At 41.0% G+C, this 21,934-nt stretch carries 30 protein-coding genes, 1 tRNA gene and 1 pseudogene; 19 read left to right on the top strand and 13 right to left on the bottom strand.

What is annotated here, in order from left to right; all coding sequences use genetic code 11:
* Positions 1-40: 40 nt before the first annotated feature.
* Complete coding sequence (locus tag R0K30_RS17755; protein WP_410612022.1) at positions 41-385, top strand: alpha/beta fold hydrolase; 345 nt, start codon at positions 41-43, stop codon at positions 383-385.
* Between the two features lie 106 nt (positions 386-491).
* Here R0K30_RS17755 and R0K30_RS17750 read toward each other — a convergent pair whose 3' ends face one another.
* Both R0K30_RS17750 and R0K30_RS17745 read right to left on the bottom strand, forming a co-directional pair.
* Entirely contained in the window at positions 492-848 is a 357-nt protein-coding gene (locus tag R0K30_RS17750) for a hypothetical protein (RefSeq protein ID WP_230031341.1), read from the bottom strand.
* Positions 833-1,058, bottom strand: a pseudogene (locus tag R0K30_RS17745) (SAR2788 family putative toxin); the annotation flags it as partial. The pseudogene R0K30_RS17745 and the gene R0K30_RS17750, both read right to left, overlap by 16 nt.
* Before the next feature lie 221 nt (positions 1,059-1,279).
* Here R0K30_RS17745 and R0K30_RS17740 point away from each other — a divergent pair.
* Positions 1,280-2,428 (top strand): type II asparaginase, encoded by a 1,149-nt coding sequence (locus tag R0K30_RS17740; protein WP_410612020.1) that lies wholly within the window; start codon positions 1,280-1,282, stop codon positions 2,426-2,428.
* 19 nt (positions 2,429-2,447) lie between these two features.
* Here R0K30_RS17740 and R0K30_RS17735 read toward each other — a convergent pair whose 3' ends face one another.
* Both R0K30_RS17735 and R0K30_RS17730 read right to left on the bottom strand, forming a co-directional pair.
* The gene (locus R0K30_RS17735) at positions 2,448-3,362 is read right to left on the bottom strand and encodes an alpha/beta fold hydrolase (protein WP_099728624.1); all 915 of its coding nucleotides are present in this window, start codon (positions 3,360-3,362) and stop codon (positions 2,448-2,450) included.
* A gap of 57 nt (positions 3,363-3,419) precedes the next feature.
* The gene (locus R0K30_RS17730) at positions 3,420-3,866 is read right to left on the bottom strand and encodes a MarR family winged helix-turn-helix transcriptional regulator (RefSeq protein ID WP_180275562.1); all 447 of its coding nucleotides are present in this window, start codon (positions 3,864-3,866) and stop codon (positions 3,420-3,422) included.
* 441 nt (positions 3,867-4,307) lie between these two features.
* Here R0K30_RS17730 and R0K30_RS17725 point away from each other — a divergent pair, with 441 nt between their 5' ends.
* From R0K30_RS17725 to R0K30_RS17710, 4 genes are all read left to right on the top strand, one after another.
* The gene (locus R0K30_RS17725) at positions 4,308-4,913 is read left to right on the top strand and encodes a TetR/AcrR family transcriptional regulator (RefSeq protein ID WP_410612017.1); all 606 of its coding nucleotides are present in this window, start codon (positions 4,308-4,310) and stop codon (positions 4,911-4,913) included.
* A gap of 31 nt (positions 4,914-4,944) precedes the next feature.
* Positions 4,945-6,147, top strand: coding sequence for an MFS transporter (locus tag R0K30_RS17720; RefSeq protein WP_410612015.1), 1,203 nt, complete (start codon positions 4,945-4,947; stop codon positions 6,145-6,147).
* Between the two features lie 385 nt (positions 6,148-6,532).
* On the top strand, positions 6,533-6,754 hold the full coding sequence (locus R0K30_RS17715) for a hypothetical protein (protein ID WP_249705199.1): 222 nt from the start codon (positions 6,533-6,535) through the stop codon (positions 6,752-6,754).
* A gap of 11 nt (positions 6,755-6,765) precedes the next feature.
* Positions 6,766-7,200: a GNAT family N-acetyltransferase gene (locus R0K30_RS17710; RefSeq protein WP_486304020.1), complete on the top strand. Its 435-nt coding sequence runs from the start codon at positions 6,766-6,768 to the stop codon at positions 7,198-7,200.
* Here R0K30_RS17710 and R0K30_RS17705 read toward each other — a convergent pair.
* A complete protein-coding gene (locus tag R0K30_RS17705) occupies positions 7,181-7,654 on the bottom strand; it encodes a GNAT family N-acetyltransferase (RefSeq protein ID WP_410612013.1) in 474 nt (157 codons plus the stop codon). The genes R0K30_RS17710 and R0K30_RS17705 overlap by 20 nt on opposite strands.
* A gap of 53 nt (positions 7,655-7,707) precedes the next feature.
* On the opposite strand from R0K30_RS17705, the gene R0K30_RS17700 reads away from it, so the two are divergent.
* Complete coding sequence (locus R0K30_RS17700) at positions 7,708-7,968, top strand: YesK-like family protein (protein WP_099728630.1); 261 nt, start codon at positions 7,708-7,710, stop codon at positions 7,966-7,968.
* A gap of 6 nt (positions 7,969-7,974) precedes the next feature.
* On the opposite strand, the gene R0K30_RS17695 is transcribed toward R0K30_RS17700, so the two are convergent.
* The 3 genes from R0K30_RS17695 to R0K30_RS17685 form a co-directional block, all read right to left on the bottom strand.
* A complete protein-coding gene (locus R0K30_RS17695) occupies positions 7,975-8,514 on the bottom strand; it encodes a GNAT family N-acetyltransferase (RefSeq protein ID WP_099728631.1) in 540 nt (179 codons plus the stop codon).
* Positions 8,511-8,906, bottom strand: a complete 396-nt coding sequence (locus R0K30_RS17690; protein WP_099728632.1) for a VOC family protein — start codon at positions 8,904-8,906, stop codon at positions 8,511-8,513. Before R0K30_RS17690 ends, R0K30_RS17695 begins: the two co-directional genes overlap by 4 nt.
* A 68-nt stretch (positions 8,907-8,974) precedes the next feature.
* Positions 8,975-9,598 carry a GNAT family N-acetyltransferase gene (locus R0K30_RS17685; RefSeq protein ID WP_410612009.1) on the bottom strand — a complete coding sequence of 208 codons (624 nt, stop codon included), beginning with the start codon at positions 9,596-9,598 and terminating at the stop codon, positions 8,975-8,977.
* A gap of 150 nt (positions 9,599-9,748) precedes the next feature.
* On the opposite strand from R0K30_RS17685, the gene R0K30_RS17680 reads away from it, so the two are divergent.
* The 6 genes from R0K30_RS17680 (at position 9,749) to R0K30_RS17655 (ending at position 13,838) form a co-directional block, all read left to right on the top strand.
* Complete coding sequence (locus R0K30_RS17680) at positions 9,749-10,300, top strand: TetR/AcrR family transcriptional regulator (protein ID WP_249705202.1); 552 nt, start codon at positions 9,749-9,751, stop codon at positions 10,298-10,300.
* A gap of 80 nt (positions 10,301-10,380) precedes the next feature.
* The gene (locus tag R0K30_RS17675; protein ID WP_099728635.1) at positions 10,381-10,935 is read left to right on the top strand and encodes a dihydrofolate reductase family protein; all 555 of its coding nucleotides are present in this window, start codon (positions 10,381-10,383) and stop codon (positions 10,933-10,935) included.
* Positions 10,936-11,040: 105 nt separating this feature from the next.
* Positions 11,041-11,514 (top strand): MarR family winged helix-turn-helix transcriptional regulator, encoded by a 474-nt coding sequence (locus tag R0K30_RS17670; protein WP_099728636.1) that lies wholly within the window; start codon positions 11,041-11,043, stop codon positions 11,512-11,514.
* Positions 11,498-12,121 carry a nitroreductase family protein gene (locus R0K30_RS17665; protein WP_099728637.1) on the top strand — a complete coding sequence of 208 codons (624 nt, stop codon included), beginning with the start codon at positions 11,498-11,500 and terminating at the stop codon, positions 12,119-12,121. The genes R0K30_RS17670 and R0K30_RS17665 overlap by 17 nt, the downstream gene beginning before the upstream one ends.
* Positions 12,122-12,138: 17 nt before the next feature.
* A complete protein-coding gene (locus R0K30_RS17660; protein WP_230031348.1) occupies positions 12,139-13,191 on the top strand; it encodes an LLM class flavin-dependent oxidoreductase in 1,053 nt (350 codons plus the stop codon).
* 350 nt (positions 13,192-13,541) lie between these two features.
* Entirely contained in the window at positions 13,542-13,838 is a 297-nt protein-coding gene (locus R0K30_RS17655; protein ID WP_099728639.1) for a hypothetical protein, read from the top strand.
* 42 nt (positions 13,839-13,880) lie between these two features.
* On the opposite strand, the gene R0K30_RS17650 is transcribed toward R0K30_RS17655, so the two are convergent.
* A complete protein-coding gene (locus tag R0K30_RS17650; protein WP_099728640.1) occupies positions 13,881-14,435 on the bottom strand; it encodes a helix-turn-helix domain-containing protein in 555 nt (184 codons plus the stop codon).
* Positions 14,436-14,547: 112 nt separating this feature from the next.
* Between R0K30_RS17650 and R0K30_RS17645 the strand changes: the two genes are divergently transcribed.
* The gene (locus R0K30_RS17645) at positions 14,548-15,135 is read left to right on the top strand and encodes a LysE family transporter (protein WP_099728641.1); all 588 of its coding nucleotides are present in this window, start codon (positions 14,548-14,550) and stop codon (positions 15,133-15,135) included.
* Positions 15,136-15,139: 4 nt separating this feature from the next.
* On the opposite strand, the gene R0K30_RS17640 is transcribed toward R0K30_RS17645, so the two are convergent.
* On the bottom strand, positions 15,140-15,691 hold the full coding sequence (locus tag R0K30_RS17640; protein WP_099728642.1) for a GNAT family N-acetyltransferase: 552 nt from the start codon (positions 15,689-15,691) through the stop codon (positions 15,140-15,142).
* Positions 15,692-15,817: 126 nt separating this feature from the next.
* Here R0K30_RS17640 and R0K30_RS17635 point away from each other — a divergent pair, with 126 nt between their 5' ends.
* Positions 15,818-16,003 carry a CsbD family protein gene (locus R0K30_RS17635; protein ID WP_099728643.1) on the top strand — a complete coding sequence of 62 codons (186 nt, stop codon included), beginning with the start codon at positions 15,818-15,820 and terminating at the stop codon, positions 16,001-16,003.
* A 124-nt stretch (positions 16,004-16,127) separates the two neighbouring features.
* Positions 16,128-16,790 carry an O-methyltransferase gene (locus tag R0K30_RS17630; protein ID WP_099728651.1) on the top strand — a complete coding sequence of 221 codons (663 nt, stop codon included), beginning with the start codon at positions 16,128-16,130 and terminating at the stop codon, positions 16,788-16,790.
* Between the two features lie 36 nt (positions 16,791-16,826).
* On the opposite strand, the gene R0K30_RS17625 is transcribed toward R0K30_RS17630, so the two are convergent.
* Both R0K30_RS17625 and R0K30_RS17620 read right to left on the bottom strand, forming a co-directional pair.
* Positions 16,827-17,147, bottom strand: coding sequence for an AzlD domain-containing protein (locus tag R0K30_RS17625; protein ID WP_099728644.1), 321 nt, complete (start codon positions 17,145-17,147; stop codon positions 16,827-16,829).
* Positions 17,144-17,869: an AzlC family ABC transporter permease gene (locus tag R0K30_RS17620; RefSeq protein ID WP_230031350.1), complete on the bottom strand. Its 726-nt coding sequence runs from the start codon at positions 17,867-17,869 to the stop codon at positions 17,144-17,146. The genes R0K30_RS17625 and R0K30_RS17620 overlap by 4 nt, the downstream gene beginning before the upstream one ends.
* A 295-nt stretch (positions 17,870-18,164) precedes the next feature.
* On the opposite strand from R0K30_RS17620, the gene R0K30_RS17615 reads away from it, so the two are divergent.
* Entirely contained in the window at positions 18,165-19,040 is an 876-nt protein-coding gene (locus R0K30_RS17615; RefSeq protein ID WP_367308393.1) for a DMT family transporter, read from the top strand.
* A gap of 80 nt (positions 19,041-19,120) precedes the next feature.
* Positions 19,121-20,140, top strand: a complete 1,020-nt coding sequence (locus R0K30_RS17610) for a S66 family peptidase (RefSeq protein WP_249705207.1) — start codon at positions 19,121-19,123, stop codon at positions 20,138-20,140.
* A 99-nt stretch (positions 20,141-20,239) separates the two neighbouring features.
* Here R0K30_RS17610 and gltP read toward each other — a convergent pair whose 3' ends face one another.
* Entirely contained in the window at positions 20,240-21,490 is a 1,251-nt protein-coding gene (gene gltP, locus R0K30_RS17605; protein ID WP_410611999.1) for a glutamate-aspartate/proton symporter GltP, read from the bottom strand.
* A 370-nt stretch (positions 21,491-21,860) separates the two neighbouring features.
* On the opposite strand from gltP, the gene R0K30_RS17600 reads away from it, so the two are divergent.
* Positions 21,861-21,934: transfer RNA gene (locus tag R0K30_RS17600), tRNA-Arg, on the top strand.

Below are 21,934 nucleotides of genomic sequence, written 5' to 3'. Positions count from 1 at the left end.
AGCATTTCGCACATATCAAAAGAAAACGGACGTTCAAGAGATGACAAAAGATCGATTTGAATTCATTCAAAAGAACATGAAAGCCGATGCCACTTCAGATATCAAGCGCATCCAAACACCGACCTATTTGGTTTTGGCGCAGAATGATCGAAATATAGATTCTGCTGAAACAAAAAGGATCTACGAAAAAGAAGTAGCACCTAAATGGTTGCATGTTCAAACAATTAGAGGCGTAGAGCATTCAATGCTGAATCCGCTCATTCATCATTCAAATACCCTGATCACATTAGCAGCGATCGCCGCACCGAAAGACTTCCTGCTTAGCCAAGCGTACTTGGATCACTGTGAAAACATACTAGAGCAGCTAAAAACAACTTTGCATTAGGTGTTTTTTTCATGCTTTTTGTTAGAAGTGAAAGAGTACATTTGAAATTTAAAACCACTCAGGATAAAACCTGAATGGTTTTTGATGTTATGCAAATTAAAAAATTTTAAATGTCGTTAAAATCTAAGCCTAAATTCTTTTTCATTTGAAGTACTAAATAATCTCTTTTTAAAAATTTACCGTTTCGAACCTCCGGAGAAAAAATTTTAGGATTGAATAATTCTATCCCGTTTTCAATCCACTGTTTTCTCCAAATGTCATGAGATTTTTCAACAATTTCTTTATCTGTTAACCCTTCATGGTCAAATTCATCACAATCAAAATCATCCACACCAAATTCAAAACCACAACATGGACAAATTTCGTTACTACCTGCGAAATCCGAATAGTAGGGTCTTTCCTCTAATTCATTATAGCCACAAATTAAACAAATGTTTTTATTCATTTCTACTGATCCTTCCAATAGTTAATTCCTCTTTTAGGTTTGAAAAAAGTGATAATGACATCTTTCCCTTTTTGTTTTTCAACAGATAAAAATTCATTGGTTTTTTTATTATATTTATAATAACGGTGTTTACCATTAAATTTTTTCTTGCTTTTCTTTTCTAAAACATTTTTTGCTTTTAGCTTTTCCTAATAGTGTACGTGCTTTATTTAGATAGTCAGATTTGCTATATCTAAATAAGGATATTAAGGTAAATTTAATGTTATATAGTATATTTTTTATAACTTAACTTCTATTATAAAGTATTTCATCGGAAATATAGAGTTTTTTCCATCAATTGGTTCTATAACTTTTGCCTCATGCTGATGAATGAAGGAATGTTATAAAGTAAATCCTATAGACAGAGATATAGTCTTTCATCCATCACATTTAAGAAAAGAGATGATCCAATGAACGTCACAAAATGGTTAGGTGCTGTCCTTCTTTCCCTTTCATTACTAATGACAGCAGCTTGTGCAAACATGAGCACTCAAGAGAATAATCAAAGCAAACAAGAAAGCACAACCAATGAAACAAAGGACAAAACGACGGCTGTTGAGACAGGGAACAAGTCGTTATCTAATATTAAGGTACTGGCGACAGGTGGGACCATTGCAGGTGCTTCAGATAGTGATACAGATACAACAGGATATAAATCCGGTTCACTTGGCATCGATAAAGTGATTGCCTCCGTTCCTCAGCTGAAGGATATTGCAAACGTCACGGGTGAGCAGGTAGCGAATGTTGGCAGTGAAAATGTCAATAACGCTCTGCTTTTAAAATTAGCCAAAAGAGTCAATCAACTCTTAAATGAAGATCAAGTAGACGGCATGGTGGTTACACATGGAACAGATACACTTGAAGAGACTGCTTATTTTTTACATTTGGTTGTGAAAAGTGATAAGCCCGTTGTGGTTGTCGGCTCAATGAGGCCAGCATCAGCAATTAGTGCAGATGGGCCGCTTAACTTGTATCATGCTGTCAAAGTTGCATCCACAAAAGAAGCAAAGGGCAAAGGTGTGATGGTCACATTAAATGACCGAATTGCATCGGCTCGATTTATTACAAAGACGAACACCACCACTACAGATTCCTTCAAGTCACTTGAGCAAGGCTACATTGGAGAAATTGCTGGTGAAGTGGTCTCTTTTTATAACGAATCGACAAGAAAACATACGACTGAAAGCGAATTTGATGTATCAAAAATAAAAGAATTGCCACAAGTTGATATCTTATATGGCTATCAAAATGATCAAAAATATGTGTATGATGCAGCAGTAAAAGCAGGGGCGAAAGGCATTGTTGTGGCCGCACCCGGAAATGGCACGATGTCCACTGAAGCGATTAAAGGGGCAACAGATGCTGTGAAAAAAGACGTGGTCATCGTGAGATCAAGCCGCGCAGGAAATGGAATTGTTACACATGAAAAGATGGATGATGAACATCACTTTGTCTCATCTGATTCATTAAATCCATCAAAAGCGAGAATTCTACTTATGCTGGCACTGACGGAAACAAAAAATCCAGATAAAGTGCAAACCTATTATGACCAGTATTAATCAGAAAAAGACCCGAATTTTATAGGGTCTTGTTTGATGCGTGTTCCTGATGATGATGTTCAGCACGCGTTTTTAAAGAGAGTAAAATATCTCGCCAAATATCGTCTACATCAGTGAGAAAATGTCCCGCTTGATCTATATAATATGTTTTGGCGTTTGGAATGGTTGGAGCAATTTTTTCTATTTCTTCAAATGGAGCCATCGTATCTTCTTTTCCATGCCATACATCAACAGGGATTTGTATATCTTTCATATTGAACGCCCACGGACGCGAGAGTAAATCTGGTTCATGAATACATTCATCAACAGATTGACGAGTGGCTTCGTGTAAATGCATCATCATCAGCTCGAGCTGCTCATCGGTTTGAAGGAATTGACGATCCCAAGGATGTAAATGTTTGTTCCCATTCTTGGTGAGCTTCTTAAATTTTTCTGGTTTGTTCTCAATCAGTTTTTTCTGTGCACGATAGCTTGCTTTTAAGAGCCAAGGGAATCTTTTACTAAGGAAAAAGGCTAATTTGTTCTCTTTCAGCATACTTTTAGGCGGTCTTCCGTCCTGAAAAGGAGTTGTACTTGAGATCAGAGCGGCTGAAAGGATACGATTGGGCAATTGATAGGCACAACCAGCAGCGAATGCGCCCCCTCCAGATACACCCATGACTGAAAAATGGTGTATGTCTAGATGGTCTGCCACTTCCAGCACGTCTTTTGCCCAGTCTAAAATCGTACGGTCAGGTTGAGGGGTAGATAAGCCAAATCCAGGTCTGTCTATACAGATGAGACGTACACCAAGCTCTTTGGAGATTGGGTCATCATCTAAAAACATGACTCTTGATCCAGGTGTTCCGTGAAAAAAGAATACTGGAAATCCTTCAAGATCACCGTATTCAATCAAACCCATTCTGCGTCCATCTTTCAAATGAATAACGTCCATATACTTTCATCCCCTTAATAGTTAATCTTACTTAAATATTGGTGGGAAAACACCGTGTTAAGGCGCTTCTTTTGCAATCTTATAGATTTTTTCGTATAGAGATAATAATGTTTTTAAATCTTCTTTTGGAAGCTTCGCATAGTATTTTTGAATAAGGTGCAATTGTATTTCTTCCGTATTCTTGTGATAATCAAGGCCCTTTTGAGCAAAATCAACAATGATTTCTCTTCGGTTATGTGGATTAATTTCTCGTTTGACATAGCCAAGCTGTTCAAGCTTTGATACGAGCTGGCTAGCTGCACTAGCAGAGATCGAAAAGTAATCAGCTAATTCATTGATTGTTCTCGTTTTTGTCCGTAATAATTCAAGTGTCAGCTCTTGTTTGCTTGTTAAATCTGCATATTCATTTTTTAAGAATCGTTTATACTCTTCTACGTAAATAGAGCCTAGTGCATTCGAGTACTCAATGATTTTTTTACTGTAATGAATGATCTCTTCATCCAATGACGTCACCTCTCCTCTCTTATATTATATACAATCCTTATATTTAATTGAAGTTAAATATTAAGTAAAATTAAATGAATAGTCACTTACGATAATTCACTTGAAAAGGAAATCATCGGTACAACCACTTTTTCAACAATAATGGGCAAAGAATACTTCCCATGACCCCCGCACATTCATAAAATGCGGTTGGTTTGAATTTGAACAGATAGTAGGCCAAGGTAGCAATGAACAGGTCATAAATGAAAAACAAGGATAAGTCTTTTTTAGTGATGGCACAAATGACCGTTTTGTTTGTTTTCACATGAACCACTCCTCATGAAGTCGATGACTTTTTCATTGTATTATGAACAATATCCATTTATAATAAAAAAATAAACCAACTGGTCGGTTTTATTTTGTCCGCATGAAGAAATGCAGAGTAGAAGGGATTGTTAACAGATGACAAGTGCACAAAGCGGGGCTGGAAAGAGTGAGAAGACGAAGCAAAAAATTGTCACCGCTTCACGTGATTTATTTGCGAAAAAAGGATATTCAGAAACATCCGTGCGAGATATTTTAGAGGCTGCTGAGATTAGTAAAGGCAATCTCTATCATCATTTTAAAGGAAAAGAGTTTTTGTTCCTTCATATCATGGAAGAGGATCATCGCTTTATGATGGAGACGTGGCATGAGGAGAAACAAACGCTGCATCGAGCCATAGATAAGCTCACAGGATTTGCAGAGCTGCTGAGTCAAATGGGGATTAACTATCCTTTAATGAGAGCAAGCGAGGAATTTTGTGCAAGTGCATTTACATCAGATGAAGTCATGGAACGGCTGAATAAAATTGATGTGGACTTTGATGATGTGATGAGAGACATCTTGCTTGAAGGAAACGAAGATGGCAGCTGGTCGATCCAGCATGTCGAGTCAAAAGTGAAAATATTACTTTCCGTTTTTTACGGATTAGATGTGTTATATAAGAATGACACGATGAAGCAGAAAAAAGAGTTACAAAAAGAGGCGATCTCATTGTTTATTCACGGAATCAACCATCATGAGTAACAAGTGAGTCAGTAAAGGAGAAACAAACATCATGCAAAAACCGATTCGTGAGCAAAAAGCTGTACTCATTATTTTATTAAGTAATATATTTATTGCGTTTTTAGGCATCGGCCTCATTATTCCTGTCATGCCGCTATTTATGAATGTGATGCACCTAACAGGCAGTACGATGGGATACCTTGTGGCTGCGTTTGCTGTTGCTCAGCTCATTGCATCACCTATTGCAGGAAGATGGGTAGACCGCTACGGTAGAAAGATTATGATTGTGTCAGGGCTGTTTCTATTCGCTTTATCAGAACTCGTCTTTGGCTTAGGGACACATGTGTATGTTCTTTACTTTGCGAGGGTTCTAGGCGGCATTAGTGCGGCGTTTATCATGCCGGCTGTCACCGCCTATGTCGCAGATATCACGACCGTTCAAGAAAGATCAAAGGCGATGGGATATGTATCTGCGGCCATTAGTACCGGCTTCATCATTGGACCGGGAATTGGCGGGTTTATTGCAGAATACGGCGTTCGTCTGCCATTTTTCTTTGCAGCAGGTATTGCGTTTATTGCCGTCATTTCGTCTATGTTGATGCTGAAGGAGCCATTAACAAAAGAAGAGCGAGCGAAGCAAATGGAACAAGTAACGGAATCTACCTTCTTTAAAGATTTGAAAAAATCCATTCACCCAGGCTATCTCATCGCCTTCATCATTGTGTTTGTGCTGGCGTTTGGACTATCCGCATACGAAACGGTCTTTAGCTTGTTTACAAATCATAAGTTTGGTTTTGGACCGAAAGATATTGCGATTATCATTACCGTCAGCTCGATTGTGGCGGTCATCATCCAAGTGCTTGTCTTCGGTAAATTGGTGAATGCTCTTGGGGAAAAAAGAGTCATCCAGTTATGCTTAATCGTCGGGGCGATCTTAGCTTTCGTGTCGACTGTCGTTTCAGGGTTTATGGTCGTACTAATCGTCACGTGTGTCATTTTCCTTGCGTTTGATTTATTACGGCCAGCACTAACGACATTCTTATCTAAAATCGCTGGCAATCAGCAAGGGTTTGTCGCAGGGATGAACTCCACTTACACAAGCCTTGGCACGATTTTCGGACCAGCGCTTGGCGGCATTCTATTCGATCAAAATATTCATTTCCCATTTTTATTCGCAGGTGTTGTCTTATTTCTTGGATTAGGCTTAACCCTTATTTGGAAGGGGAACGCGGCGGAAGAGGCAGCCGCAGAATAACGAAATGAAGCAGAAAGACACAAGAGACCTTTCAATTAAGGTCTCTTCAGCGTGTAGACAAACCCTCGCATTCGGTGTCAGTCCTGCGTGCTGGTGCTCACGAATGTCAAATTCGCTCCGCTCCAGTACTCGTCCTTCCTAGACTGCAAAGGTTTTCTATCACGCTGAAAAGAAGACAAAGGGCTAAAATGAACTTTATTTTAGCCCTTTGTCAACAATCTGAGACTTTAAGATTGTGGCTTCAGGTGATTCAATGCCTGTGCCATTTTTTTATTTTGATGCAGAAGAATTCTATTTGTTGCAAAGAGTTACTGCATGCCCACAGCTTTTTTATCTATAATGAAAGAAAGAACACGTTTTGAATGGAAGGGTGATCTTGCATCTCTTGGATCAACAAAGAGCAGCATTGGTGAAAGAGGGAATACGACGGATCGACCCGGCATATCCAGTATTTGTAGATTCGATTATGGATGGCATCATACAAGGAGATCTTTATGTGGATGATGTAGAACAGCCTCTTGTTTATTTTCTCGAGGCAGCATGCGGCATTTATTATGTAGCAGGCAAGGCAGAAGCAGAGCTTCATTATTGGCTCACACCTGAATGAGATGCAAAGTCATGCGTCTTGTTTTCCATCGACATTTCCTCATCTGCCTGCTTCTCATCAGGGGTATAGGGGAGAAGCGCACGAATGAACAGGTGATCACTGCAAGCAGGGCGTTCTCTCATAGATTACGAAACATATTGGGGAGAAACGGCTCGCTTTCTATCAAAGGAATTGGGATTATAATACATGGGGAGCAAGTGGTCAGTGAATGTATCTCCATTTTTTCAAGTGAAGATCGTGTGGAGTTAGATATTTGGACAGATGAAGCCTATAGAGGAAAAGGGGTGGCATTGTTAGCAGGTCAGCACCTGTCTAGAAAATGGCAGGACGCCGCATTGGGATTGCGATGTCCATCACCTAGCTTCGACCAAACTGGCAGAGAGGCTAGGCTTTCAGTGGACAAAAACCTATTGATTGTTTTATGGCTCATGATGAGAAGGTTTTGAGATACCAAGCATCCATCGCAGAATGCTCTGAGCCTTCTATCGGCTCAGAAAGAAGAGAAAAGTCATACCGATGATACAGACCTGTGGCTGCTGTCAATTCACGGCGGGTCTCTAAATAACAGGCTTCGTAGTGTGTAGATGCATATCGCAGTGCCGTATCCATCAGTTTTTTGCCCGCACCTTTTCCTTGTGCCTTTGGACTTAAATAAAGCTTTTGTAACTCACATATGCCATCTGTAAAAGGGGCAATGCCTGCGCCGCCCACAATGTCACCATGCTCTTCAGCAACCCAATAGGCTGCATGAGTCAATGACTGATAGTATTCGAAAAGCTGATCAAGGTGTGGATCTGTGTAGGCTGTACCTTCAATCGCAAGATTCGCTGACTCTAGTGACTGGCGAATAATGGCCGCAATATACGGATTGTCTTTTTGTTGAATGGGTCTAATGTTCATTGGGAGAACCTCCATTGTTATAGGATAAAAAAGAGAATAGGAGTTGAGGCAACATGTTCTGGCTGCAAACCGCCATTTTTACAATCCTTGTGCTTTGTCTCTCGTGGTGGGTAGGAAAAAGACGCAGATACCGAAATGCTGGGCTGATTCTTCCTATATGTATCACCCTGTTTGGATTGATCTTATTGATCAGTAGTTTCTTCATTGGCAGATGGGAAGGGATAGCGCTCAGTATATCAAGCGTCTCTATTATTCTAGCTTCAATGATTTGTTTGATCATTGTCACAGGGATTCAATTTTTTAAAAAAAGATGACCCTTCTTAAGCAGGGGTATCTCCATTGTTGATTTGATCGTATTCTTCACGCAGAATGCCCATGATGATGACATCTGAATAAGTACCATTGAAATAGAGCGCTTGACGTCTTTTTCCTTCATATTGAAATCCGGCTTTCTCATAGCTGCGAAAAGCTCTTGGATTATGAGAAAAGACTTCAAGCTCAAGACGGTTGAGTTCTAATGTGTCAAAGGCGAATGCTTGTACCATCCGAACAGCCTCAGTGCCATAGCCTTTTTGAAAATGTTCTGGGCCATGAAGTGCAATCCGAAAGCTTGCAGTACGGTTCATCGGGTCAATATCCACAATCGCCGCATCCCCAATCATTTCTTTCGTGTCAAGCAGACAAATAGCGAAATCTCGTCTACTGTCATCCTGCAGAAAGCGGGTATAGGCTGATTGAATTTCTTCTAGTGTGAACGTTTTGCGTGTGCCAGTCATATAAAGTGTTTCTTTATGCTGGCATCCTCTTTGAATACCGGGATAATCGTGCTCTTCAATCGGTCTCAAAAATAAACGAGTCATGACTGTTCACCCTCCTCTATATATCGAGAGATTTCAATTAAATTCATATCAGGATCACGGATATAAACGGATTCAATTGGACCTAATGTACCAGTGCGCCTGACTGGCCCCTCTTCGATTGGAACGACCTGCTTTCGAAGGTGCAGCAGCAAACTGTCCATATCTAAATCGGTGATAAAGCATAAATCAGCAGATCCAGGAAGGGGATGAGCAGCTTTTGGTTCGAATTCATGACCGTCTTCATGAAGGTTGATCTTTTGTAAACCAAAACGAAGAGCTTTACGGCCTTCTCTAAAAGTCTCTTCTTTCATCCCTAATACGTTTGTATAAAAGCGAATGGTTTCCTCCATATGTTGTACAGTCAACACGATATGATCAAGTCGTCGTATCATCAGTCTCTCCTCCAAGTATGATCATTGATTGAACTGTTTCTATTATATCATCACCTGAAGAGGATACCTTATTTAATCACAGTTTTATAGCTCCAGCTTTCTAAGAACATTTCCTTTCCGCGCAATACTCTTTCATCAAACTCCACCCACCCATTTTTCCGGTAGAACTGACGATTGGCCTCGCTGTGTGTAATCAGCGTGAACAATCCACCACCTTGTCGAGCGATAAAGGGGAAGAGACATTGCTTTAACATGCAGCTTCCGAGTTTTTTCCCTTGCTGGTTTTTTGCGACGACAAGCGCTTCTAGATACCAATAAGGTTTCTTTAAGGAAAAACACGCTTTTTTTGCCTGTTTTAAAATACTGAACACATGCTGAATGGCTGATATGCTGCCTGTAAAGAGCAGCTTTAACCCACCTGATAAAATATAATCCATGATGCCTGGTTCAGGAAGGTGCGGGTGTTTTAAAAGGGCTGCAGACACAATTTGCTCGTTCTCAACCCCGACAAAACAGATTTGATGCTGAAAATACACTTTTGTGTTGATCAAATGCAGCTGACGGGCAAAAGCAGACCGCTTTGAGACCCTTTCACATAACAAATCAAAAAATGTATAATCCTGAAACGAATCATATAACAACTCTGCCACTTGAGGCAGTTCATCCTCTCTAGCCATTCTAAATTGAAACATCAGTAGGTCCTCCCTTTTTGAACAGATATAGATTAGTGAACATATGTCGATTATAATGAAGAGAAAATCATACGAACATCGGCAATAGCTGATCTCTTGTACAAAAATAGACAACTGGGGCCAAATTGTTCAAAAGCGGAGGGCCGTCTCATGAAGGATAGACGAACAATCAAAACAAAAAAGGCGATCAGGGAAAGCTTTCTTGAGCTTTTAAAGGAAAAAGAGGTGCAGCAGATTACAGTATCAGAGCTATCAAGAAAAGCGGATTTAGGGCGAGGTACCTTTTATTTGCATTATCATGATGTGTTTGATTTATATGAACAGCTTGAGAAAGAACTATTCGATCAGCTTGGCGGATTATATGATGAAACCTTTCCCAGTCAGAACCCGCTTGATATGCTTTCCTTTTTAAACAAAACCACAGAGTATTTGAAAGAGAATCAATATATGCTGACGTTATTTGTTAAACCCAATGGTCCAACGACGAATCAATTTAAAGCGTTTTTTAAAGGAAAAATCATGAAAGAGTGGCAGCTTGACCAGCGTCATATTACGGAGAATGAACAGATTGAGGCCTCTTTTGTCGTGTCTGGTGTCGTTGGTGTACTTGAAGAATGGATTCATGAAGGCATGACAGTCGATGCCGGCAAGCTCGCACACAAATTGTACGAGCTTCTCGTCAAGGTGGAACAGGAATCGTAAGAAGAGAGAAAGCAAGGTATCCTTTCTCTTTCCTTTCTGCTACAATAAGAATGTATGTTCTTATTTAGGGGTAGGGAGTGATGAGATTGAGTGAAAAAAGGAAGCTGCTTTTTTATGGGGCGATGAGTATCGATGGTTATTTAGCGAGAGAGGATCACCGTCTCGATTGGCTAATCGGAACAGAGGGCGAAGAGGAAACGAGATATGATGACTTTTATGCGTCAGTCGATACGCTCATCATGGGGCGTAAGACATATGAGCAGGTTCTTAAGCTCTCACCTGATGAATTTCCTTATGAAGAAAAGACCTGCTATATCGTTTCACGCACTTTACAAGATAGTCATAAAGGAACACACATCATTCGCGAAGATCTCTTATCATTTATCACAAGTTTAAAAAATGAAAAAGGCCAACATATCTGGATTGTAGGCGGCGGGGAACTGCTTCAGCCTTTATTAAAAGCAAGATTGGTCGATGAGCTTTTTCTTCAAATCGTACCTGTCATGATTGGAAAAGGAATTCCTCTTTTCCTTCCAACGGATCAGGAATCTAGATTTTCATTACAAGAAGTACAACAATATCAACAAATTGCTGAAATGCATTTTGTCTTAAAAGAAGATCGAAAAGACCACTGAACCGTGGTCTTTTTTCGATGAAACAAACACGTTGACAAGAAAATATCCTAGTGTTAGGATAAATTCATCCTAGTTTTAGGATTTCTTGAAAAAGGAGTAGTTGCCATGGTGCAGCATGAACATGAATTAGATTTAAGGCTATTCCGCGTGTGGTTGAAAGCCTATCAAGCCCTTTTTACAAATATTCAAAAAGACATTGAACGTTATGATATCGGTTTTGAAAATTTTCAGATCCTTGAATTGCTCTATAGTAAGGGGCCGCATCCCGTCCAAAAAATTAGTGACATTTTATCAATTCCAAGTGGAAGTATTACATATGTCGTGAACAAGCTAGAAAAACAAGAACTGGTTAAAAGGCAATGTGCGCCATCTGATAAGCGTGTATTCCATGTGCGGCTTACGAATAAAGGAAAGCAATTGTTTGACGACATTTTTCCTAAACATACAGATGTCATTTCACAAAATCTGTCCTTTATTGAAAAAGAAGAAAAAGAGCAGCTCATCGAATTGCTAAAGAAAATTGGTTTAGGTGCAGAACAACTTCGCGAAAAGGAGAAACAAGATGACACTCAGCTTTGATACATTGGTACGTGAAAGACGATCAGCATCAAATTTTTTGCCGAATATCTCGATTTCGAGAGAAGAGCTTAACAGCATATTCGAAGAGGTCAAGATGGCACCATCTGCTTTTAACTTACAGCATACACAATATGTCGTCGTCCAAACAGAAGGTCTCAAAGAACAAGTAAGAGAAGCCGCATTTGGACAATATAAAGTGCATTCCGCTTCAGCAGCTATCATTGTGCTGGGAGACCCGAACGCTTATGAGCAAGCAGGAAACATATATGAAGGCTTAAAAATGCTTGGCATTGTAAACGCACAGCAATATGAAGAAATGGTTAGAGAGACGATGAGCTTTTATGAGCAGAGAGGGGCGGATTTTCAGAAGGAAGAGGCGGTCCGCAATGCTTCATTATCTGCCATGCTGTTTATGCTCGCCGCCAAAAACAAAGGCTGGGATACCTGCCCGATGATTGGTTTTGACCCTGAAGCAATGAAAAAGGTTCTGAACATCGAGTCGGATTTGGTTCCTGTGTTAATGATCACACTCGGAAAAGAAAAAGTAGAAAGCAGACAAGCGAGAGGCTACCGAAAGCCTGTCTCTGAATTTGTGACATATTTATAAGATAGGGGGTTCCATCCATGGAACTAGGAATTAGTACATTTGTAGAAACAACACCTGACTTTCAAACAGGAAAAACAGTCAGTCACGCACAGCGTATTCGAGAAGTAGTAGAAGAAATTATTTTAGCAGACCAAGTAGGTCTTGATGTATTTGGAGTAGGTGAGCATCACCGGGAAGATTTCGCTGCATCGAATCCAGCGGTCGTATTAGCGGCTGCGGCAACGCAAACAAAGAATATTCGCCTGACGAGTGCAGTGACAGTCCTTTCATCGGCAGATCCTGTTCGTGTATTTCAGGATTTTGCTACATTAGATGGACTATCTAACGGACGTGCAGAGATCATGGCAGGCCGTGGATCATTTATTGAATCATTCCCGCTCTTTGGCTATGACTTAGATGATTATGAAGAATTATTTGAAGAAAAACTAGATTTACTCCTGAAATTACAGCAGTCAGAGCGTGTGACGTGGAGCGGAAAGCATCGTCCAGCCATTCAGGATGTTGGGGTATATCCAAGACCTGTTCAAGATCCACTTCCAATCTGGATTGGCAGCGGGGGGAACCGTGAATCCGTCGTGCGTGCTGGATTATTGGGGTTACCGCTTGTACTCGCGATCATTGGTGGCAGTCCTAGACAGTTCGCACCGCTCGTTCAGCTATACAAGCAAGCGGCTGTACATGCTGGACATGACCCGGAGAAATTAACTGTGGCGTCACATTCGCATGGATTTGTTGCACAAGAAACAGAACTGGCAGCAGATCAATTCTTCCCTTCCACACAGCATGTCATGAATACATTAGCGAGAGAGCGGGGCTGGGGACCTTACACACGTTCTACGTTCGATGCAGCGAGAACATTAGAAGGCGCACTGTATGTGGGAGATCCAGATGCAGTAGCTGAGAAAGTGATTCACCTGCGAAAAAATGTTGGGATCACACGATTTATGCTTCATGTACCAGTTGGTTCAATGCCGCATGATCAAGTGCTAAAAGCCATTGAGTTATTTGGAAAAGAAGTGGCTCCTAAAGTAAGAGAAGAGGTTGCTCGCTGGGAAGCAGAGCAAGAATAAATAAAAAGGTCGATCAAGTGAATAGGCTTGATCGACCTTTTCTTATGCTTAAGGATCAATGACACATGGTTTCACTGTAGGGCATGAGGAAGCAGAAGCAAGTGGTGTAGTCGTCAAGGTGAAGAGGAAAACAAGTTGAAAACAGATGAGCCATTTTTTCATGAAATCACCTCCGTCGTCAATTGTTTCACTAGAATGAGATAAGGAGAAAATCATAGAAGTATGTAAATCTCTCTATCCAGCATAAGACAATCATATCATAATTTTCAAAAAAATGAAAAAACAACTTACTAAAGTTCTAAATTATGGTAAAGTTAATATGTTCAACAAAAAAAGGGAGGGATTTTTTTATGAAAAAGGTCATATCTTCTGTTTTGGTTGGAGCAATTGTTTTAACGGGTGCTGGGGTCACAACTGCTCCTCCGGTGGAAGCAAAGGAAAAAGCAAACAGTGAAATAACGGTTCAAGCAAGTCGAACTGTTTCAGAAACGAGAACATATACGACGTCAAACATCCCATCAAGTATTACATATGCAAAGGATGGCTGGGTCGGTATTTTATATCAATCTTCCATTGAAGAATTAGGCTTAGGAAAATACAGAGTCACATTTACTGGAACTGTTGTGAGAGATCCAGGGTTTCATTAAATAAAACGTAAAGCTGACAGGTGGACAAGCCTGTCAGCTTTTTTAATGGGGATAATAAAGAATCATTTGCATCCGTACCATCTGTTCTCCTGATTGCTTATACTCATGGGCACGGTCAGCTTTAAAGCGAATTGAGTCGCCAGCTTTTAATATGTATTGTTCGTCACCGATAGATACATCAAGCGCTCCCTCAAAAACGGTGATCAATTCCTCTGTTCCTCCAATGTGTTCATTCGCACGTAACGACCCGCCAGGATCAATTTCTACCTGGTACACTTCGAATTTCCCCCGATCATCAAAGGGAAAAGTCGTATACACACGATATCTTCCATCGTCCTCAGTTAAAACCTGTCCATCCTCTTTACGTACCACCTTGATTTCAGGCTGCGGTGCGTAGATGAGCTCACTAAAAGACACCTTTAATCCATTGGCGATTTTCCACAAAGTTGTGATGGTAGGTGTTGATTCTCCTCTTTCGATTTGTCCAATCATTGTTTTGCTCACACCAGTTAATTCTGCCATCTTTTCGAGGCTTAACTTTTTTTGATCTCTAAGCTGCCTCACATTTTTAGAAATAATCGATTGTACGTCTTCCATGAAAAAAGCTCCTTTCTGTATTTACTTTATAAAGACCAAAAGGTACAATAAAACGTAATATACGTGATGAAGTAAATATAGTCTAAATAACGTATAAAAGGGAGGCGGCAACTTGATTCTTTCTATGTTGATCTATGCTTTTGTCACCAGCTTCACCCCCGGGCCAAACAACATCATGGCCATGGTCTTTACGAATAAATATGGGGTCAAGAAAACATTTCGATTTTGTTTAGGTGTTGGTATCGGGTTTTTCGTCATTTTGTGTTTGAGTTGTTTCTTCAATATCATTCTATATCAAGTCATGCCGAAAATAGGCTGGGTCATGGCTTTCATCGGAGCTGGGTACATGATCTATTTAGCTGTCAAAATCATGAAAAGTAAAGGCGGCGATGACGAAACACTTGACCGCTATAATGATTTTATCCCAGGCATGCTGCTGCAATTTATCAACCCGAAAGCGCTTTTGTATGGGTTAACGGTGATTTCAACATTTGTTTTGCCAAATGGACAGTCCAGCGTGCAGTACATATTATGGACGCTGATTCTTGCACTCATTGGATTTTTAGGCACGTTCAGCTGGAGTCTGTTCGGCTCTTTATTCAAGCGTTTTTTGACTGTTTATCAGCGGCCGTTCCAGTTTGTCATGGGGCTGCTCCTGATATACAGTGCTATTTCGATGATATGGGGCTATGTCATGTAAGCGGTCAGGAGACCGGCCGCTGCCTGCCCATCACAACAGTATCATCATACAGTCCGTCTGCCAGTCGTTTATCGTTTTTTAATACCCCTTCAATCTCAAAGCCATGGTGTTCATATAACCGAATGGCTTTTTGATTGGTTTCCAGCACGTGAAGTGAAATCTTTTGAATGCCCTGCTTATCTGCCCAGTCAATAGAAGCGGCTAAAAGCTCTTTGCCGATGTGATAGCCCCAAGCATCCTTCTGTACGGCGACGCCAAACGTTACTTTGTGAGCAAAGCGCTTGAGTGAATGCCCTTCGCATCTTGAAAAGCCTACAATCTCTCCTTCGATGTCAGCGACCAAAAATAAATGCCGGCTTTGCTTGGAATCCTCTTGAATGAAAGCTTCAAATCCTTTTTCATCTAGAAAGGCTTCGCCTGGTTCACGGTCTAAATATTCTGTTTCACCATCGATTTTCAGTCTGAGAGCAGACAACTGTTTGGCATCTGCTAACGCTGCAGATCGAATACGATAGGTCAAATCACGAACTGTGAATATGTTTTCAGATAGGATCATTGAACAGAGCACCAACCCTTCATTCCTTTATGTCTATCATACCTGAAACGGGTACATAGCACACTCAGATGTTTTTTATCTTTCAAAAAGGCTAAATGAAAAGTATCAATTGTGGAGGTGGGACAAATGAGTGAAGAAAAAGGACATGTGGATAAAGCGAAAGGAAAAACAAATCAAGTCAAAGGTCAAGTGAAAGAAAAGCTTGGCGAAGCAACAGATCATCAAAACCTGAAAGCAGAAGGGAAAAAGGATCAAGCAAAAGGGAAGCTTCAAGATAAAAAAGGTGACGTGAAAAATAAACGAAACCAGTAGCTTTCCGAAAAGATCACATTCCTTTCATCAATTAAATGAATAGATATGTGAAAAGAATTGATTATACGTTCTCACTACTGTCATGTAGACTTGAGATAGAGGATGATCAAGGGAGATGGATGAAATGGAGCAAGTGTGGGGGAAAGTTGACGCGTATATCACAGACAAATTGATTCCTAAAGATGACGTATTGGAGCAAGCTCTTACCAAGAATAAACAAGCGGGGCTGCCAGAAATTGATGTGTCTCCAGCCCAAGGAAAAATGCTTTATTTATTAGCAAAAACCAAGAATGCAAAACGTATTTTAGAAATCGGGACACTCGGTGGATACAGTACCATTTGGCTGGCGCGAGCTCTTGAAGAGGATGGGGAACTCATCACATTAGAGGCTGTCAGCCGTCATGTAGAGATCGCACAGCAAAACATCAGCAGAGCGGGCTTATCGGAACGGGTGATCATTTTGCAAGGAAAAGCATTAGATACGCTACCGCAGTTAAAAGAGAGGGATACGCTTCCGTTCGATTTGATTTTCATTGATGCAGATAAACCAAACAACCCGAAATATCTGAAGTGGGCGTTACACTTCTCAAAAAAGGGAACAGTCATTATTGCAGACAATGTCATCAGAAATGGAGCAGTCCTTCATGCCTCTGATCAGGATGAACGAGTGAAGGGAACGCGTGAATTTTTCGATTTACTCAAACAAGAGCCAAGAATTGAGGCAACAGCTATTCAAACTGTTGGTGAAAAAGGCTATGATGGGTTTGTATACGGAATCGTAAAATGAAACAAAGCTTAACCGCATGCGGTTAAGCTTTTTCTTTTAGAAAAACCATCTGGCAGTACCCATCAGCATAACCCCAATCAGAACAGTGAGTGATAAGCTTTTTGTCCAAATAGCGATCAGCACAGTCGGAACCAAGACCGCAAGATACATCCAATGAACGGTGACGCCTGTTGTAGTATGTATGAAAAGATGCTCTGCAATCAACGCAGTAAATATACAAATTGGGATAAACGATAACCACTTGAGTACGACTTCAGGCAGCTGGATACTCCGTACAAATAAAAATGGAACGACCCTTGGAATAACTGTCACAATCATACAACCAAGAATCAGCCATATCATAAAGCTGCTGATCATTTATCTGTCACCACCCCAATGGTTGCGACAATCACGGTTGCTAACAGAACTGCCACGTGCGAAGGAACAAAATGAAGCAGAATAAACATCGCAACAACCATATACAAAACAAGCGACAAGCGATGGGTTAACTTATTTTTTGGCACAGTTTGCAAAGAAAGGATCAAGAGCGCAGCAAACATGGCAGATAGGGCAAAATCAAGACCAAGCGCTTCAGGATTTGAGATCCAATGACCAAAAATGCCGCCAAGTGTACAGGCACCAATCCAGCACAAATAAGCTGTTAAGTTCAGTCCATGCATCCAGCGGTTGTTCAGTTTTCCTTGCTGCGCAAATTTGTTCATCGCTACGCCAAAGGATTCGTCAGTCAGTAAAAGACCAAATCCGATATTTTGCTTCAAAGAGTAACGTGTAAAGTGAGGGGCGAGCGTAAGACTGAGCAATAAATGCCGCAGATTCACAATAAATGTGGTGAAAACAATAGCGGAAAGTGGACTCCCTGTTACAAGCAGTGCACAGATGATAAACTGCGAAGCACCTGCGTAAATAAAAATAGATAAGAGCGCAATGTCCCATATACTTAACTGTGCGCTAATTCCAACAATTCCGAAGGCAAACCCAATACTCATATAACCGAGCAGAGTTGGCACACAATCTTTTATCCCCTCGAGAAACGGTTCGTGTCCCGCGCTGGGAATATGTTTCCTAGCTTCAATATCCAACGATCTCTACTCCTTTTTTCGTGACCACCTATAGTTTTACTTACTATATGAAAACGAATTCAGCGTGTCAATCCCTATGTATCTTCTATTATATGAAGAAAGATGGTGATAAATAAGGATTGAAGTGAATCAAAATTTGTTATAAAGTATCAGAAAATAAAAACAATTGGGGTGACGACAATGCTATGGAAGCCTTTGTTTGAACATGATGTACCAAATACCCTCCGTCCATAACGGAGAGTGATCTCCGTTTGTGGATATGGCGATGAATATATCCAGTAACGGAGGGAAAAGGATGAATGAAAAATATATAGGTGCTCTTTACTTAGCAATTGCTGCAAGTATTTGGGGCGGCATGTACGTTGTTGTAAAAGTAACAGTAGCGGTTGTTCCGCCACTTGAACTCGTATGGATGAGATATGCAGTAGCAGGAGTCGTTTTGGTGTTCACCATATGGCGATTGGGTTATTCTTTTCGATTAGATAAAAAAGACATCCCGCTCATTGCAGCGATTGGGCTGATTGGAAATGTTCTTTCGATCGTGACCCAAGAAATTGGCACGATGTACACATCTGCCCAAATGGGGGCGGTCATCACGTCTGCAACGCCTGCCTTTATGGTGCTTTTCGCGTTCTTTCTATTAAAAGAATCATTCACTGTTAGAAAATGCGCGTCCATCCTGCTTGCTACAGTAGGTGTACTCACAATGATTGGACCAGTCGCAGTGCAAACAGATGAATTTGCTGGAGGTCTCTCATTGGTCATCGCTGCTTTAACATGGGCGCTCATGTCTGTTCTACTTAAACGGGTTCCAGGAAAATACCCTCAGGTGGTCACAACAACATATGCGATCATCATTGCATTCATTGTCTTAACACCGCCTGTTCTATTCCGCTTACCACATTTAGATGTGGGGCAGATGGCAAGGCCTGAAATTTGGGGCGGTATTCTCTATCTTGGCATGATCTCGACAGCCCTTGCTTTCTTTCTGTGGAATAGGGGGCTTCAGCTCATGGATGCCTCAAGCGGTGGACTGTTTTTCTTCTTTCAGCCTATCGTAGGTGCAGTTCTTGGCTGGCTGCTTTTGGGAGAAGAGATGGGGATGCGCTCTTTCATTGGGATTCTATGTATCTTTGCAGGTGTCTATACTGTGCTGCGGCAAAAGGAATAAAATGAGATGTCCCTTGGAAAAGGGGCATATTCTTTACAATGAATAGGATGAGAGATGAATAGTGGAGGGAGGTGGACAAGATGATACAGTATCCGCATTTGCAAAAAGGACAGACGATTGGCGTCACAGCTCCTTCCTCAGGTGTACAGTCATCTTTGCATGAAATGTTCCATCTGTCATGCAAGCGGATGAAAGAAAGAGGCTATGATGTCATATGTGGAGAGACGGTATGGGAGCAGGAAAAGGCAAAGTCAGCCCCTGCCACAGAACGAGCAAACGAGCTCCAGAACATGATGACATGTGATGAAATTGACCACATCATTCCGCCGTGGGGCGGGCAGCTACTCATTGAAGTGCTAGAGCATCTTGATTTCTCAGCGATGCAAAAAAAGTGGATTCTTGGTTACTCGGATACGAGTGTACTCCTTTTGGCATTCACATTAAAAACTGGCATTGCCACAGCGCATGGTCCGAACTTTGTGGATCTCCAAGGTGAAGAGCTTGATCAGACGACTGCCATGTGGGAAAAAGTGCTCGCCACTACAGGGGAGATGAACATTACCCAGTTTTCTTCATCTATGTATCAAAAGGAATGGCAGTATGATCACCCGAGTAAACATGTCTTTCATTTAACAGAGCCAACCGTATGGCGTACGGTTAATCCACACGAGACGCCGGTGAAGGGAAGACTGCTGGGTGGTTGCATTGATGTCATACGTCATTTAGCAGGAACACCTTTTGGAGATGTGAAGGCTTTTCAAGAAACATTCCTTAAAGGTGAACCGATTCTATGGTATTTCGAAAACTGCGCATTAAATGCTGCGAGCATGAAGAGATCTCTTGTGCAATTAAAATTAGCAGGGTGGTTTGATGACTGCTCTGGGATCATGTTCGGCCGGAGCGCAGTGGATGTGCCTGTGGAAGGATATGAATATACGGATCTATATGAAGAATTACACAAGGAATTACAAATCCCGATTGTTTATGATATGGATTGTGGACATGTTCCGCCACAAATGACCCTCATCAATGGAGCGTACGCAGAAGTGCAGATTCAAGACGAAGGCAAGGCAGTTCTGAAGCAAACATTTTTACCATAAGAAAAGGAAAGGGCGGACCCTTTCCTTCAGATTGTTGACAAAGGACTAAAATGAAGATCATTTTAGCCCTTTGTCTTCTTTTCAGCGTGATAGAAGACATTACATCCCTTTAGTTTCCTCACCTGCTTTTGGAACTTCCCATGCAGACTCACGGAATACTTTTTCCCATTTAGATACGACAATACATGCAACTGCATGCCCTGGTACATTCACGCCAGTTCGTGCCATATCCATAATTCTGTCAACACCGGCGATAATGGCGACGCCTTCCGCTGGAAGACCTACTGCGTGGGCCGTTGCCAAAAGAACGACGAGTGAACCGGATGGCACAGCTGCAATGCCTTTACTTGTTAATACAAGGACAAGCATCATGAGAAGCTGCTGTGATAGACTCATGTCGACGCCAAACGCTTGTGCGAGAAACACACAGGAAACGGATAAATATAAACTTGACCCATCACAATTCAGAGAAAGACCAGAAGGGATCACGAAGGAAACGATTCTTTTTGGACAGCCGTATTTCTCCATCCGTGACATAAGTTGAGGAAGGACAGTTTCTGTACTTGTAGTGGAAAAGGCAACTAAGAACAAATCCCAAATCATTTTTAATACTTCGAAGTAGTTAAAACGGAAGATCAGTGCGACAAGAGGGAACAAGACAAATAGAATAATGAATAATCCTAAGAATACAGTCCCGACAAGCTTCATCATTGGGATTAATAAAACGATGCCATATTGGCCAACAGAAGCAGCCATTAATGCAAGAACCCCAATAGGTGCTGTCACCATCACCATTTGCGTTAGCTTAAACATAATTTGTGCCACTGATTCAAAGAAGGTTAGAACAGGAGCGGATGCTTTACCGATGCCGCTTGCGGCTACACCAAATAAAATAGCGAAGCAAATGACAGCAAGTAAATCATTCTGAGCCATGACATCGACGATATTGGTTGGAATGATATTTAATACCATTTGCTTAAAGTCAACGACTTTCTGAGTATAGCCATCTAATTCCCCAATATCTTTCTTAGCTAATTTAGAGAAATCAAGTCCAACGCCGGGCTTTAGGACATTAGCCAATAATAGACCGATCCCAAGAACGATGGTTGTGATGACCTCAAACCAAATGATCGTCTTTAATCCGAGGCTACCCATTTTCTTCATGCCGCCGCTGCCAGCCGCACCGATCACAATAGTAGAGAAAACGATAGGAACAACGATCATTTTAATCAATCTAATGAAGCCATCACCAATTGGCCGCAGTGCCATTCCGAAGTCAGGGAAGAAATGGCCGATAAGAGCTCCTATCACCAAAGCGATCATGATTTGAAAAGCGACGAATTTTTTCATCATCTCCTACCTCCTTTAAATGCTTGGAAAATATTAAGAATTTTCCAATAAATAAAAATTCTAGGTGGTCATGTTTTGTCCTCCTTTGGATTTAGAAAGATTTTATTTAAGAATGATTGATATTATGAAAGAAGAGAAGAAAAATAGGGCTATCGCATCTCTATTTATATAAGAAAAAATCACTTCTTAAAAAACATTAAACTTTTTCACAAAAATGTATTGACCCATTTATATGATCCGTGGTATATTTTTATTCGTCGCTGATGACGCATTTGAAACACAGACGTTCAAACGCATGTGACAAACAAATCTCAAAAAGATGTTGACTTAATAAAAATGATATGTTAAGATAATTAAGTCGCCTGATTAAGCGCCCGTAGCTCAATTGGATAGAGCGTTTGACTACGGATCAAAAGGTTAGGGGTTCGACTCCTCTCGGGCGCG

It is taken from the genome of Bacillus sp. SIMBA_154, assembly GCF_046536015.1.
GTDB lineage: Bacteria > Bacillota > Bacilli > Bacillales > Bacillaceae > Bacillus > Bacillus pumilus_P.
This window is presented reverse-complemented; position numbering and strand designations above follow the sequence as displayed.